The sequence below is a fragment of the Nonomuraea sp. NPDC049758 genome (assembly GCF_040674635.1).
Lineage (GTDB): Bacteria > Actinomycetota > Actinomycetes > Streptosporangiales > Streptosporangiaceae > Nonomuraea.
This window is the reverse complement of record NZ_JBFAMZ010000039.1, coordinates 35,974-49,970: the sequence shown is the minus strand read 5'-3', so window position 1 is coordinate 49,970 and position 13,997 is coordinate 35,974. Positions and strand designations below refer to the sequence as shown.

General features: G+C 70.2%; 16 protein-coding genes and 1 pseudogene. 13 read left to right on the top strand and 4 right to left on the bottom strand.

Annotation, left to right across the window (positions count from 1 at the left end; genetic code table 11):
• A pseudogene (locus AB0J46_RS49530) lies at nucleotides 1–359 on the bottom strand (histidine kinase); the annotation flags it as partial.
• Here AB0J46_RS49530 and AB0J46_RS49525 point away from each other — a divergent pair.
• Nucleotides 358–1,140, top strand: coding sequence for a CBS domain-containing protein (locus AB0J46_RS49525; protein WP_364343667.1), 783 nt, complete (start codon nucleotides 358–360; stop codon nucleotides 1,138–1,140). The pseudogene AB0J46_RS49530 and the gene AB0J46_RS49525 sit on opposite strands and share 2 nt — an antisense overlap.
• A gap of 421 nt (nucleotides 1,141–1,561) precedes the next feature.
• Here AB0J46_RS49525 and AB0J46_RS49520 read toward each other — a convergent pair whose 3' ends face one another.
• Nucleotides 1,562–1,870: a hypothetical protein gene (locus AB0J46_RS49520; RefSeq protein WP_364343664.1), complete on the bottom strand. Its 309-nt coding sequence runs from the start codon at nucleotides 1,868–1,870 to the stop codon at nucleotides 1,562–1,564.
• A gap of 215 nt (nucleotides 1,871–2,085) precedes the next feature.
• Between AB0J46_RS49520 and AB0J46_RS49515 the strand changes: the two genes are divergently transcribed.
• Nucleotides 2,086–2,211, top strand: coding sequence for a hypothetical protein (locus AB0J46_RS49515; protein WP_364343661.1), 126 nt, complete (start codon nucleotides 2,086–2,088; stop codon nucleotides 2,209–2,211).
• 484 nt (nucleotides 2,212–2,695) lie between these two features.
• On the opposite strand, the gene AB0J46_RS49510 is transcribed toward AB0J46_RS49515, so the two are convergent.
• Together AB0J46_RS49510 and AB0J46_RS49505 are read right to left on the bottom strand one after the other, a co-directional pair.
• The gene (locus AB0J46_RS49510; protein ID WP_364343658.1) at nucleotides 2,696–3,400 is read right to left on the bottom strand and encodes a hypothetical protein; all 705 of its coding nucleotides are present in this window, start codon (nucleotides 3,398–3,400) and stop codon (nucleotides 2,696–2,698) included.
• 328 nt (nucleotides 3,401–3,728) lie between these two features.
• On the bottom strand, nucleotides 3,729–3,983 hold the full coding sequence (locus AB0J46_RS49505; RefSeq protein ID WP_364343655.1) for a hypothetical protein: 255 nt from the start codon (nucleotides 3,981–3,983) through the stop codon (nucleotides 3,729–3,731).
• Between the two features lie 847 nt (nucleotides 3,984–4,830).
• Here AB0J46_RS49505 and AB0J46_RS49500 point away from each other — a divergent pair.
• The 11 genes from AB0J46_RS49500 to hypE all read left to right on the top strand — a co-directional run bounded on the left by AB0J46_RS49500 (nucleotide 4,831) and on the right by hypE (nucleotide 13,939).
• Entirely contained in the window at nucleotides 4,831–6,135 is a 1,305-nt protein-coding gene (locus tag AB0J46_RS49500; RefSeq protein ID WP_364343652.1) for a hypothetical protein, read from the top strand.
• Nucleotides 6,132–6,644 (top strand): hydrogenase maturation protease, encoded by a 513-nt coding sequence (locus AB0J46_RS49495; RefSeq protein WP_364343649.1) that lies wholly within the window; start codon nucleotides 6,132–6,134, stop codon nucleotides 6,642–6,644. Before AB0J46_RS49500 ends, AB0J46_RS49495 begins: the two co-directional genes overlap by 4 nt.
• Nucleotides 6,637–6,990: a hydrogenase maturation nickel metallochaperone HypA gene (locus AB0J46_RS49490; protein WP_364343647.1), complete on the top strand. Its 354-nt coding sequence runs from the start codon at nucleotides 6,637–6,639 to the stop codon at nucleotides 6,988–6,990. Before AB0J46_RS49495 ends, AB0J46_RS49490 begins: the two co-directional genes overlap by 8 nt.
• Before the next feature lie 53 nt (nucleotides 6,991–7,043).
• On the top strand, nucleotides 7,044–8,084 hold the full coding sequence (locus AB0J46_RS49485) for a hydrogenase expression protein HypE (protein WP_364343644.1): 1,041 nt from the start codon (nucleotides 7,044–7,046) through the stop codon (nucleotides 8,082–8,084).
• A gap of 34 nt (nucleotides 8,085–8,118) precedes the next feature.
• Entirely contained in the window at nucleotides 8,119–9,915 is a 1,797-nt protein-coding gene (locus tag AB0J46_RS49480) for a nickel-dependent hydrogenase large subunit (protein WP_358295850.1), read from the top strand.
• On the top strand, nucleotides 9,908–10,444 hold the full coding sequence (locus tag AB0J46_RS49475) for a NifU family protein (RefSeq protein ID WP_357988347.1): 537 nt from the start codon (nucleotides 9,908–9,910) through the stop codon (nucleotides 10,442–10,444). Before AB0J46_RS49480 ends, AB0J46_RS49475 begins: the two co-directional genes overlap by 8 nt.
• Nucleotides 10,441–11,034, top strand: a complete 594-nt coding sequence (locus tag AB0J46_RS49470) for a DUF5947 family protein (RefSeq protein WP_364343640.1) — start codon at nucleotides 10,441–10,443, stop codon at nucleotides 11,032–11,034. Before AB0J46_RS49475 ends, AB0J46_RS49470 begins: the two co-directional genes overlap by 4 nt.
• Before the next feature lie 10 nt (nucleotides 11,035–11,044).
• Nucleotides 11,045–11,254, top strand: coding sequence for a hypothetical protein (locus AB0J46_RS49465; protein WP_357707651.1), 210 nt, complete (start codon nucleotides 11,045–11,047; stop codon nucleotides 11,252–11,254).
• Between the two features lie 140 nt (nucleotides 11,255–11,394).
• The gene (locus AB0J46_RS49460) at nucleotides 11,395–11,664 is read left to right on the top strand and encodes a HypC/HybG/HupF family hydrogenase formation chaperone (RefSeq protein WP_357707649.1); all 270 of its coding nucleotides are present in this window, start codon (nucleotides 11,395–11,397) and stop codon (nucleotides 11,662–11,664) included.
• 11 nt (nucleotides 11,665–11,675) lie between these two features.
• Complete coding sequence (gene hypD / locus AB0J46_RS49455; protein WP_364343637.1) at nucleotides 11,676–12,803, top strand: hydrogenase formation protein HypD; 1,128 nt, start codon at nucleotides 11,676–11,678, stop codon at nucleotides 12,801–12,803.
• Nucleotides 12,800–13,939, top strand: coding sequence for a hydrogenase expression/formation protein HypE (gene hypE, locus AB0J46_RS49450; protein ID WP_364343634.1), 1,140 nt, complete (start codon nucleotides 12,800–12,802; stop codon nucleotides 13,937–13,939). Before hypD ends, hypE begins: the two co-directional genes overlap by 4 nt.
• The last annotated feature ends 58 nt before the right edge of the window (nucleotides 13,940–13,997 follow it).

Here is a 13,997-nt window from a genome sequence, read left to right as displayed (position 1 = left end):
AGCCGCAGCGGGCGGGCGTCCTTGATCAGCAGGCCGAGCAGGCCCAGCCCGTGCGGCCAGTGCTCGATGCGGGCGATCTCCTCCTCGCTCAGCCCCACCGGGATGAACTGCAGGAGTGTCTGCTCCTCGCCGACCACGCCGAGCGCCCCGTAGCTGGCGTCCACCAGCTTGGTCGCCGTCTCCACGATCCGCCGCAGCACCGTCTCCAGATCGAGGTCACTGCCGACCGACACCACGGCCTCCAGCAGCGCGTGCACCCGATCCCGGGTGGCCAGCACCGCGCTCAGCCGCACCTGCAGCTCGGCCAGCAGCTCATCAAGCCGCATCTGCGGCATCAACGGATGACGCTCGCTCTCCATGACGATCATTTTCGCATCCGGCCCGGACGACGAACACCCTGTTCTCCCTCATAAAGTCCACGGACCAAGAGGCTTCCGCCCCTACGCCTCCACCGCAGCAGGCGGTGACATGGATGGGAGAGTTGACGGGAGGAAAATGATGCGGTTCACCGTGAGAGAGGTCATGACCGAGCGGGTGACGACGGTCAAGGCCGGCACCCCGTTCAAGGACGTCGCCGAAATCCTCGTGACGAACGGGATCAGCGCCGTGCCCGTCCTGGACGAGGACGATCGCGTCATCGGCGTGGTCTCCGAAGGCGACCTCATGCGCAAGGAGGAGTTTCGGGAGCAGTACTGCGGCGAGACATACCACCCGCCGCTGCGCGCGCGGCTGCGCCGGCGCGTTACCGGCGAGGGCGCAGAGGGCGAGCGGAAGACCTCCGGGCACACCGCTGCCGACCTCATGACCGCTCCCGCCGTGACGGTCCCCGCGTCAGCTTCCACGGTCAGGGCTGCTCGAATCATGGACGAGAGCGGCGTCAAGCGGCTGGTCGTCCTCGACGCCGACGGCAGGCTTGAGGGCATCGTGAGCCGGCGGGACCTGCTGAGGATGTACCTACGCGACGACGAGATCAGGCGCCGCGTCGTTGAGGAGATCCAGCCGCAAGCCAGAGAGGACGACCGCCACGGGATCACCATCGAGATCCACGACGGCATAGTCACGCTCTCCGGGCACCTGGTCAGGTGCAGCGAAGCCGCGGCCGCCCGTGGCGCCGGGTACCAGCATCTGCTTCCGCTATGAGCGCTGATCCGACCCTCCGACCGGGCAGGGCGGCTAGCGGTGAGCTCGGCCCTGCACAGACCGGGCACCACACGGCGTTCGTGGGGGAACTACCAGGATGGCGGGCGCGAGCCCGCCTGGACGTCCCGTCAGGTGTGCAGGCCAGTGCGGCCGCAGAGCTGCCGGGCCTTGTCGCCGGCGTTCATCAATGGCATGGTCGCGGCGTAGCGTCAGCAGCCTTGGTCATGTGGTGATTCGTCCCAAGGTGTTCGTTCCTCGCTGGCACCGCCAACGACCACGGTCAAGAGACCACGCCGTACGCTGGGCAGGAGCCGGACGGGTTCGCCTCCAGCCGGGCTCGCGCCATCCCTGCGCCACGCCCGCCCTGACGTCCCTGTTGCCGTCGGGGGCGCCGGATCGCAGGCGCCCCGTCCCGTCAGCGTCAGGCGCACCACCAGCGGATGCCCTGGTACTGGCGGCCCCAGCGCCCCCACCACGAGGTGTAGCCCTGGTGCGGGGCCACGGTCAGGCAGTCGGAGTCCGGCCCGCGCCGCTTGACCTGGTAGGTGACGGAGTATTTGCAGTTGTTGATGACTCGCACCTTGTGGGTCGTCTTGGTCGTCCAGTGCGTGACGCTGACGCAGCTGGGGCCGGCCTGGGCCGTGGTGGCCTGCGCGGGCGCGGCAGCCAGGCTCCCCAGGCCGATCGCACCAGCGACGAGGGCGGTGCCGAGCTTGGCGGTGATGTTCATGTCCCCTCTTCCTTCGTCCGCTTTCGGATGAGGAGAACGTAGGCCGTCCGGTGTTGAGCCTCTGTTGAGCCCGCGTTGAGCGGCCACCCTCACCGGTGCGGTCAGGGCGCGGGCGGGTGCCGGTAGCGGATCCAGATGTCGCCCCGGCTGTGGCCGGCGAGGCGGAGGACCACCCCGTTCTGGGGTGTCGTTGACGAACGCGTCACCAGCCCGGGATGCTGCATGGCGTCCACCTCGGCGTCGCCGCCCGCAACACCAACGCGCAAGGCTTCTACCGCCACCTGGGACTCCACCTGCTCACCGAAGACCTCGGCACCCAGTTCTACGGTATGCGCCTCTGACGGCGGTTCAGGCCGTGACCAGTCAGGGACGTGGCAGGTGCCGGTACCCGGGGTTGAGGACCCTGGGGACTGCCGTCAGCGCTGAGAAGGTTCATGAGCCGCAGTTCGGTGGGTCAACCGGACAGAAGTACAGCACTGCCGGGCCTCCCGAATCACAGCCGACCAGGTCAGCACCCCAGGACGCCCGAACGCCATGATTCGGCCACTGCCCCGCCCCGAAGGCACGCGCTCGACCGAAGTTCCCGTGCAGAGCCAGCGCGACTCCCGCGCTCGTCCCAGCTGGGTCACCGGCACCAGGATCAGAGTCGAATCAGGCCAACCGCAGACCACGCACGTCCGCGATTTTCTCGATCACGGGCCGTGACGCTACCGGCCCACCCCTCGCATCGCCCACCGGTTAACCAGACCCTGAGGCAGTGGCCGCCGATGAGTCGGTGTCGCGGGCGGTGGTGCTCGGCCGACACGGCCCGGCGGGTTGGTTCAACTACTTGGGGGGAGTCGTCTTCCATTGCTTCCACTGGGCGCTGGGGGTGCAAGCCTTAAGGCTAAGTCGGCCGGCGGATCCCGGTGCGAGACAGAAGCTTGAGCTGTTGACGGGTCGATACGAATAGTAGCCTTGATTCTCCTCTCTTTCAATGAAGCCTTGATAATTACTGTCATTGCACGTATTGACGTATATTCTCGAACTACCGTCAACATCCACGCACTTGCCGGTGCCTTTGCTCTTGAGTGCCACAAAACTGCTGGGGTATTGCAGAACATAGAAGCGCTGGATTTCGAACGCCCCGCAAGTGTCATAATAGAGAACGTTATTCCCGCTGGTCAGGCATTGACCGTTGCCTGCTGACTTGAAGTAGTAAGGGCCCCAGACCTTCGGTCCGGCAGCGCTGCTTTCCGCGCTCGCAGGTGATGTGAACGTCAGCCCTGCCAGAGAGATGGCAACGACGGCTGCGGGGATAAGCCTTTTCAGCATGAGATCTCCTCGTTGGTTTCCCGAGCTGGCCCAGGTCGTGAAGGTCAGCCTGCCGAGCAGGTAGCGGCAGGCACGGGCCAGTCTTGACGGATGGCTGATTGTCTGGAAGCCCGATTCGCCACCCAGACAAAACGCTGCTCGTGGGACTGATGGCCGGAGCCAGTTCATCGCGCCAGGGCCAGGCTCGTCACCCTGTTCCGGCCTGAGCAGGAACACGCAGCTCAGCGTCACATGCGGTACGCCGTGGAGGATGCTCGCGCGCACCGCAAGTGGTCCGGCTGGTCGCTGAGCGTCGGCTCCGGTGGGATCACGACCACTGACGCATTCCGCCGCACCGTCACCTGGGAACAGATCGGGAAAGTGTCACGCACGAATATCCGGGCCAAGACGCGGCACCGCTATATCGGACTCCACGTTCACTTTACGGACGACGTGGGACGCGAAAGCCGACAAGTCCCCATGACACCTCGGCGTTGGCCGATCCACCCAGGACCGACGACCACATCCGGTTCGTGTTGCGGCCACGACGACGCCCTCACTCGCGTCAAGCGGGTGAGCCAGAACGGCAGCTTCGAGGAATGCTCGACGCCGAGAGCCCAGCCAACCCGGTGGCGTCGACGCGCTGGGCCCGCAGGCGCTCGTGCTCGGCGGTGGCCGCCGTCCGGGCCTGGGCGAGGGCTTGGTGGCGGATGGCGCGCCACAGCGAGCCGAGCTGCCCCAGGCCCTTGTCAGATATGCGGCCGCCGCCCGCGATCAACTTGCCGCCCTGCTCCCGATCCGCGAACAGCCTCCTAGGCACCGATCCCCCCGCCACCCTGGTTGCCCGGCACAAACTCGCTTACTGGGCAGTGCGGGCGGCGGAGACGGAGTCGAGTGGTGGGGGCGGCCGCCCTGCTAATCGCCGTGGTGGCGTCGCGGGCGCAGCTGCGCGCCGAACACATCACGGCAGAGGCTGGCCCATGTACACGGCCTGGGGTGTCGGCTTCTGGCGAGCGGGCGGTCGCGCCAGGCAGCGACAAGTCCGGCATCATCTCGACCGGTGATGCCGCACGGAACGTGCAGATGCGGGCTGAGGCCTCCGAGCAGGGCCGGGTGTACCAGGCAGGCGGCAACCAGACCATCAACGCGCCAGCGCGGACATCGACAAGTTCCTATCTGATCGAGGACTCTGCGCGAGGGCCTGATCGGCCACAGCGAGACGGCGGTCACCGAAGCCGTCTACCGCAAGCTGCCATTCGTCGCCTGTGGGTCGCGCGGGCGCGAGCATGGCGTGTGGTCCCCAGCGGGTCCCCAGCTTCCCTCCCTGCCCACTGCTGTTGCAAGATCTAAGCCGCCCTTCCATCTCATGGCCGGGCCCCGAACCAGCACGCATGGGCCGTTCTAAGGGTCAGCAGTAGGCCGGTGGGGTGGGCGCTGCTTGCCGTACTGCGGGGGAGGCCAGGAGGAGCGCGGTGGCGAGCAGGACGGCGGCGCCTGCGGCGGTCACCACGCCCTGGGCCGGAACGGCCAGGGTCAGGACCGGCGCAAGCAGGGAGCCGGCCCCTTATGGGGGTGGCCACTCCGGCGCCGGTTGCGCTAGGTGACTTTGGCACACACTGTACAAGCTTACTTACCGTACGTGTGCATCTCTTGCTATACCGGACACCGTGGGCCCGGATGACACCTTCGACAGCGTCCGTGCGATCGCCGACGCGATCCTGTACGAGGGGTACCTGCTGTACCCCTACCGCCGCTCCTCCGGCAAGAACCGGGTCCGGTGGCAGTTCGGCGTGCTGCTGCCGCCCGCCTGGGCACGGGCCCGGGGGCTCACCGGCGCGGGCGTGGCGGGCTCCGCCGAATCGTGGTGCCAGCAGACGGAATGCCTGCTCGAAGCGGACGGCGAGGTCACGGTCGAGCTGCGGATCCGCTTCCTGCACCAGCAGCGGCGTCAGGTGCAGCGCCGGGACGCCGACGGCGCCTGGCAGCCGGTCGACTCCCTTGGCGACGGGCCCACGCTGGAACTGAGCTTCGACGAGGCCGTGCCGCGCGAGTTCGACCTGCGTGCCGGCACGGCCGAACTGCTCGCGGGCGAGCGGCGGATCACCGTCGATGTGCCGGCGGGCGAGGAGATCCGGCCGCTGGACGGCGGCCGGATCGTCGTCAGCCGGTCGGCGATCCGGGCGTCGGTAGCCGTCTCGGCCACGCGGTGCGCGACGGCGTCCCCGCTGCTGCGCCTGCGCTGCCGCGTCGAGAACGACGACCCGGCCACTCCCGCCGACGCCGCCCGCGAGGACGCGCTGCGCGCCTCGCTCCTGAGCTGCCACACTCTGCTCGCCACGCGCGGCGGCTCGTTCGTCTCCCTGCTCGACCCGCCGGAATGGGCCGCGGCGGCGGTCCGCGACTGTGTCAACACGGGCACCTTCCCCGTGCTGGCCGGTACGCCCGGCGCGCGGGACGTCGCGCTCTCCTCCCCGATCATCCTGTACGACCACCCGCGCGTGGCCCCCGAGAGCCCCGGCGACCTGCACGACGCCACGGAGATCGACGAGATCCTGTCGCTGCGCACCCTCACGCTCACCGACGCCGAGAAGCGGGAGGCCCGCGCCACCGACGCGCGGGCCGCGGAGATCATCGACCGCGTCGACTCCATGCCGCCCGCCGCGCTGTCACGGCTGCACGGCGCGGTCCGCTCTCGCCGGGCCGCGGCGGCGGTGGACGGCGTGACGGTCGCCGGGGTGGAGGTCTCGAGGGGAAGCCGGGTCAGGCTCCGGCCGCGACGGTCGGGCACCGACCCCCAGGACATGTTCCTCGACGGCAGGACCGGCCTGGTCGAGGACGTCCTCCAGGACGTGGACGACACCTGGCACCTGGCCGTCACCGTCGAGGACGACCCGGGCGCCGACCTGAACCGCTGGTACGGGCGCTACCGCTACTTCACCCTCGACGAGGTCGAGCCCCTGGAGGCGGGATGAGCACCGGTGGTTCCCGTAACGTGCTCGTGGCCGGCATCGGGAACGTGTTCCTGGGCGATGACGGCTTCGGCGTCGAGGTGGTCAGGCGCCTGGACCCGGCGGAGCTGCCCGCGACGGCCGACGTCGCCGACTACGGCATCCGCGGCGTCCACCTCGCCTACGAGCTGCTGGACGGCCGATACGACACCCTGATCCTGGTCGACGCCGTCCCGCTCGACGGCCCGCCGGGAACGCTGGCCGTCATCGAGGCCGACGACCGGCCGGCCGGGGGCGACGTGGCGATCGACGGGCACGGGCTGCATCCGGACGCCGTGCTCCGGCTGCTGAACCACCTCGGCGGCGGCGTCGAGCGGGTCGTGATCGTGGGCTGCCGGCCCGCGGTCCTGGACGAGGTGATGGAGCTGTCCGAACCGGTGGCCGCCGCCGTGGAGGGGGCCGTCCGCCTCGTCGCGGAGCTGGCCTGGCAGGAGGCGGCGGGAAAGATCGAGAGGGAGACCACCGATGCATGAACTGGGGCTGTGCGACGCGATCGTGGAGGCCGCGCTGGGACGGGCCGGTGGACGCCGGGTGAACGCGGTGCGCGTCCGCGTCGGCGGGCACCCGGTGGATCCGCGGGTCATCGACACGGGCTTCCGCCTGGCCGCCGCGGGCACGGTCGTGCAGGACGCGACCGTCGAACTCGTCACCGTGCCGTACGTGATGCGCTGCGCGGGATGCGGCGCCGAGCAGGAGGCCCGCACCGCCACGGACCTGCTCGCCTGCCGGAGCTGCGGCGGGATGGACGTGGAGAGCAGCACGGACGAGAGCGTCGTGGTGGAGTCGATCACGTTCGAACCGGTTCCCGGAACCGCCTGACAGACCCGCCGGCACCGGCCGGGACCAGGCCGCTGACGTGAAGGAGAGGCGACATGGCCGATCAGAAGAGCGGATTCGACGAGATGCACATCCTGTGGATCTCCGAGGGCATGAGCTGCGACGGCGACACCGTCTCCGTGACGGCCGCGTCCCAGCCCGCCATCGAGGACGTCGTCACCGGCCTCGTGCCGGGGCTGCCGAAGGTGCACCTGCACAACAAGGTCCTGTCCCCGACGTTGGGCGGGGAGGACTTCCTGGCCCCGTTCCGGGCCGCGGCGCGCGGCGAGCTGGAGCCGTTCATCTTCGTCCTGGAGGGGTCCGTCCCCAACGAGAGGATCAACGGAGAGGGCTACTGGACGTCGTTCGGCAACGACCCGGACACGGGCGAGCCGATGACCCTCAACACCTGGATCGACCTGCTCGCCCCCAACGCCTGGGCGGTCGTCGCGATCGGGACCTGCGCCACCTACGGCGGCATCCACGCCATGGCGGGCAACCCGACCGGCTGCATGGGCCTGGCCGACTACCTGGGCTGGGACTTCCGGTCGGCCGGCGGGCTGCCCATCGTCAACGTGCCGGGCTGTCCGGTGCAGCCGGAGAACTTCATGGAGACCCTCACCTGGGTCCTGCAGCACGCGGCCGGTTCGGCGCCGCCGCCGCCGCTGGACGCGCTGCTGCGTCCTCAGTGGCTGTTCGGCAGGACCGTGCACGAGGGCTGCGACCGTGCCGCCTATTACGAGCAGGCCGACTTCGCCAAGGACTACAACTCGCCCAAGTGCCAGGTGAAGGTCGGCTGCTGGGGCCCGGTCGTCAACTGCAACGTGCCCAAACGCGGCTGGATGAACGGGGTGGGCGGCTGCCCGAACGTCGGCGGGATCTGCATCGGCTGCACGATGCCCGGCTTCCCCGACAAGTTCATGCCGTTCATGGACATGCCGCCGGGCAGCAGCCTGTCCTCGATGCTGATCAAGCCCTACGGGGCGTTCATCCGCCGCATGCGCGGCATCACCAACAACACCGCGAACGCCGAGCCGCGGTGGCGGCACAACCGTGAAGCGCTGACCAGCGGCTTCGATCCGCGGTGGCGCCCGTAAGGGGCCCGCGACGCCAGAGAGGACACATCAGCACATGGCCATCTCCGAGCAGGAAGCGCCCGACCGGCGACCACCGGGAGAGCTCGTCGAGATGTCGTGGGATCCCATCACACGCATCATCGGCAACCTGGGCGTCTACACGAAGATCGACTTCGCCAACCGGCGGGTCGCCGAGTGCCACAGCACCTCCTCGCTGTTCCGCGGCTACTCGGTGTTCATGAAGGGCAAGGATCCCAGGGACGCGGGCTTCATCACCAGCCGGATCTGCGGCATCTGCGGCGACAACCACACCACCTGCTCGATGTACGCCCAGAACATGGCGTACGGCATCAAGACGCCGCCGATGGCCGAGTGGATCGTCAACCTCGGCGAAGCGGCCGAGTACATGTTCGACCACACGATCTTCCAGGACAACCTGGTCTTCGTGGACTTCTGCGAGGCGATGGTCAAGGAGACCAACCCGACGCTGCTGGCGCGGGCCAGGACCACCGAGGCGCCCGGGGCGGCGATCCACGGCAAGCGCACGATCGCCGACATCATGGAGGCGTTCAACCCGTTCGAGGGCGACATCTACAAGGAGGCGCTGCGGATCAGCCGCGTCACGCGGGAGATGTTCTGCCTGATGGAGGGCCGGCACGTCCACCCGTCGACGGTCTATCCGGGCGGGGTCGGCACGATGCCGGAGCCGACGTTGTTCACCGACTACCTCTCGCGCCTGCTCGGCGTGGTGGACTTCGTCAAGAAGGCCGTCGCGCTGAACAACGACGTGTTCGACTTCTTCTACGAGGCACTGCCCGGTTACGAGGAGGTCGGCCGCCGCCGGATCCTGCTCGGCTGCTGGGGGGCCTTCCAGGACCCGGCCGTGGTCGACTACCGCTACGAGACGATGAACGACTGGGGCAAGGCCATGTTCGTCACCCCGGGCATCGTGGTGGACGGCGAGCTGGTCACCAACAACCTCGTCGACATCAACCTCGGCATCCGCATCCTGCTCGGCAGCTCGTACTACGACGACTGGACCGCCGAGGAGCCGTTCGTCACCCACGACCCGCTCGGCAACCCGATCGACATGCGGCACCCGTGGAACCAGACGACCCTGCCCGCGCCGCAGAAACGCGACTTCGAGGGCAACTACAGCTGGGTCATGAGCCCCCGGTGGCTCGACCCGCGCACCGGCGACCACCTCGCGCTCGACACCGGCGGCGGCGCCTTCGCCCGCCTGTACGTCACCGCCCTGTCGGGCATCGTGGACACCCCGTACGTGAAGGCGACGGGCTCGTCGGTGCAGATCTCGCTGCCGAAGGGCCGCGACCTGCCGGAGACGACCCTGGAGTGGCGCATCCCGCCCTGGTCCAACGCCCTGGAACGCAACCGGGCCCGGGTGTACTTCGTGGCCTACGCCGCGGCCATGGCGGTGTACTTCGTCGAGCAGGCCATGGAGCGCATGCGCGCCGGGGACACCAAGGTGTTCACCGACTTCGCCGTGCCGGAGGAGGCCATCGGCGTCGGGTTCCACGAGGCGGTGCGCGGCGTGCTCTCCCACCACATGGTCATCAGGGACGGGAAGATCGCCAACTACCACCCGTACCCGCCCACGCCCTGGAACGGCAGCCCGCGCGACAGCTTCGGCACGCCCGGCCCGTACGAGGACGCCGTCCAGGACATGCCGATCTTCGAGGAGAACGGCCCGGACGACTTCAAGGGCGTCGACATCATGCGCGCGGTGCGCAGTTTCGACCCCTGCCTGCCCTGCGGCGTGCACATGTACGTCGGCAAGGGACGCACGGTGAAGAAGCTGCACTCGCCGATGTTCGGCGCGAGCCATGGCTGAGCCGGACCGCCTGGACGACCAGGCGGTGGCCCGCCTGCTGGAGCGGCTGGAGGAGACCCTGGGGCGGCTGGAGGGCACGCCCGGCCCGACGGCGGAGACGGCGCTCGACGCCGTCGCCATCCTCGCCGAGGTCTACGGCGAGGCCCTGGCCCGGGTCATGGACCGGGCTCCGGCCGGGTCCGCCGTCGCCGCCGCCCTGGCCGACGACGAGCTGCTCGGCCACCTGCTGGTCCTGCACGACATCCATCCCGAGCCGCTCCGGCGGCGGGTCGAGCGCGCGCTCGACGGCCTGGCCGGGGCCCTGCGCGCCCAGGGGGTGGAGGCGCGGCTCGCCGACGTGACGGACGACGTCGCGCGGGTGCGGCTGACGGGCGGCTGCTCGTCCGGGTCGGAGCCCGTACGGCTGGCCGTCGAGCAGGCGGTGCGCGCCGTCGCGCCGGAGGTGGAGACGGTCGAGGTGAGCCGCGCCGCGCCGGTCGCCTTCGTCCCCGCCGACGCGCTGCTGGTCCGGCCCGGCGGCGCCGCGTGAGCACGACCGCGCACGGCCGCCTGCTCAGACGGACCGCGCGCCGCCGGGACGCGGGCGCGCGCTGCGAGCTGTGCGAGGCGCCGGTCCGGGGCGAGCACGGGCACGTCGTGGACACGCGTTCGGCGGAGGTGCTGTGCGCGTGCCGGGCGTGCGCGCTGCTGTTCGAGCCGGACGGCGACGGCCACTTCCTGCGGGTGCCCGAACGGCGGCTGCGGCTGACCGGGGTGCGGCCGGCCGACCTCGGCATCCCCGTGAGCCTGGCGTTCTTCGTCACCGCACCCGACGGCTCGGCCACCGCGCACTACCCGAGCCCGCTGGGCGGCACCAGCAGCGAGCTGGACGCCGCGGCCTGGCAGGCGATCAGCGCCCGCGCCGAGGAGCTGGGCACCATGCGGCCGCTGGTCGAGGCGCTGCTCGTCAACGGCGTACGGGGGGCCGGTGAGTGCTGGCTGGTCCCGATCGACGACTGCTACCGGCTGATGGCCCTGGTACGAGGGGAATGGACCGGTATGTCAGGCGGCGATCAGGTATGGGCAAAGATCGCGCAGTATTTCGCCCAGCTCGACGACGCAGGGCATCGCCGGGGGTAGGACCCGCACCATGGCACACATCAAGGTGGGCAAGCCCGACGTCGCACCCGACGCGACGGCGCACGTCAAGGGCGTCGAGCAGGGCAACCGGCCCGGCGCGTACGAGCAGCAGGCGGGACACCACCGGGACGGCACGGCCGACGCCCGGCGCTCGACGGGGATCAGCCCCAAGAAGCACGACCCGATCCTGCCCGTCATGCCCAACCTCCCGCCAGGCTGAGAAAGAGGAAACAGACATGCGGCGACCACGTACGACGCTGCTGGCCGGGCTGGCCGGGGCGGTGCTCCTGGGGATGTTCTGGAAGGAACTCCCGGCGCTGAGGCGCTACCTCAAGATCAAGCAGATGTGATCCCGGAACGATGTGTCTTGGCATCCCCGGAGAGATCGTCGAGCTGCTGCCGGACCGGGCCGACCTGGCCACCGTCGAGGTCGCCGGCGTACGCCGCGCGATCAGCGTCGGCCTGCTGGACGGTCCGGTCCGGCCCGGTGACTGGGTCCTGGTCCACGTGGGCTTCGCGATGTCCAGGATCGACGAGAGCGAGGCCGCGGCGACGCTGGCGCTGCTGAACGGCCTCGGCCCCGCCTACACCGACGAGCTCCAGGCGCTCGCGGAATCCGACATCACGTGAAAGGCGCCGGCATGCGCTTCGTCGACGAGTACCGCGACGCCCGGACGGCACGGGCCCTGGCCGCGCGGATCGCGGAGCTGTGCGAGCCCGGCCGTCGCTACACCTTCATGGAGGTGTGCGGCGGGCACACCCACACGATCTACAAGCACGGCGTCGAGGACCACCTGCCGCCGAACGTGAACCTCGTCCACGGGCCCGGCTGTCCCGTCTGCGTGATCCCCATGGGACGCATCGACGACGCGATCGCCATCGCCCGCGAACCGGACGTGATCATGACCTCGTTCGGCGACATGATGCGGGTGCCCGGCGGCGAGGGCTCCTTCCTGGACGCCAAGGCCGCCGGCGCGGACATCCGCATGGTGTACTCCCCGCTCGACGCGCTGCGGATCGCCCGCCAGAACCCCGCCCGCCGGGTCGTCTTCATGGCGATCGGCTTCGAGACCACCGCGCCGTCCACGGCGATGACCGTGCTGCGGGCCGCGGCCGAAGGGCTCGGCAACTTCTCCGTCTTCTGCAACCACGTCATGATCATTCCGGCGATCAAGGCGATCCTGGACTCGCCGGACCTGCGGCTCGACGGCTTCATCGGGCCGGGCCACGTCTCCACCGTGATCGGCTGCCGGCCGTACGCGTTCATCGCCGAGGAGCACGGCAAGCCGCTCGTCTGCTGCGGGTTCGAGCCGCTGGACGTGCTGCAGTCGATCCACATGCTGCTGCGGCAACTCGCCGAGGGGCGGGCCGAGGTGGAGAACCAGTACACACGGGTGGTGCCGTGGGAGGGCAACGGCCGGGCGCTGGAGGCGATCGGGAAGGTGATGGAGCTGCGCCCGTACTTCGAGTGGCGCGGCCTCGGCTTCATCTCCCACTCCGCGCTGCGCCTGCGCGACGCCTACGCGGCCCACGACGCCGAACGGATCTTCCAGGTGCCGGGCGTACGGGTGGCCGACCCGAAGGCGTGCCAGTGCGGCGAGGTGCTCAAGGGCGTGCTCAAGCCGTGGGAGTGCAAGGTGTTCGGAACCGCGTGCACGCCGGAGACGCCGATCGGCACCTGCATGGTGTCCTCCGAGGGCGCCTGCGCCGCGTACTACAACTTCGGCCGGTTCACCCGCACGCGGGCCAAGGAGGCGACCACGGCATGACGACCGAGCGCACCGCCGGATGGGCCGAGCGGGCCGTCCGCGAGGCGGGCGGGCCCGCCGGCCCGGCGACCCGCGAGGAAGAGGTGCTGCTGCGCATCGAACGCGCCCGGGGACGCCGGGCCCGGGTGCGGGAGGAGCGCATCACGCTGGCCCACGGCGCGGGCGGGAGCGCCTCGCACACGCTGGTCGAGGCCGTGTTCGTGGACGCGTTCCGCAACCCGATCCTGGAGCCGCTGGGCGACGGCGCCGTGCTGGGGGTGGCGGGCGGGCGGCTGGCCTTCAGCACCGACTCCTTCGTGGTCTTCCCGCTGTTCTTCCCCGGCGGCGACATCGGCGACCTCGCCGTCAACGGCACGGTCAACGACCTGGCCGTGTGCGGGGCCCGGCCGCTGTACCTGTCGGCCGGCTTCATCCTGGAGGAGGGCTTCCCGGTCGCCGACCTGCGGCGGATCGCCACCTCGATGGCCGCCGCCGCCGACCGGGCCGGCGTCCAGGTGGTCACCGGGGACACCAAGGTCGTGGAACGCGGCAAGGCGGACGGGTGCTACGTCACCACCGCCGGCGTGGGCGTGCTGGAGCGGGAGACCGAGCTGACGCCGTCGGCGATCAGGCCGGGCGACGCCGTCATCGTCTCGGGGCCGATCGGCGAGCACGGCGTCACCATCATGATCTCCCGTGGAGAGCTGGACATAGAGGCCGACCTCGCCTCCGACACCGCGCCGCTCAACGGCGTCGTCGCCACGCTGCTCGACGCCGTCCCCGGGGTGCGGGTGCTGCGGGACGCCACGCGCGGCGGGGTGGCGACGGTGCTCAACGAGCTGGCCCGCTCCTCGCGGCTCGGCATCGTGGTGGAGGAGTCGGCGGTGCCGGTCCGCCCGGTGGTGAACGGCGCCTGCGAACTGCTCGGCATCGACCCCCTGTACGTCGCCTGCGAGGGCCGGTTCGTCGCCGTGGTCGACGGCGAGCAGGCCGGAAGGGCGCTGGAGGCGCTGCGCGGCCATCCTCTCGGCGCGGAGGCGGCCGTGGTCGGCCGGGTGCGTGCCGAGCCCGCGGGGCTCGTGCTGCTCGACACGGCCTTCGGCGGCACCCGGATCGTCGACATGCTCGTCGGGGACCCGCTGCCGCGCATCTGCTGAGCCGCGGCCGACCGGCGGTTCATCCGGCGCGGTTCATCCGGCGCGGTTCATCCGGCGC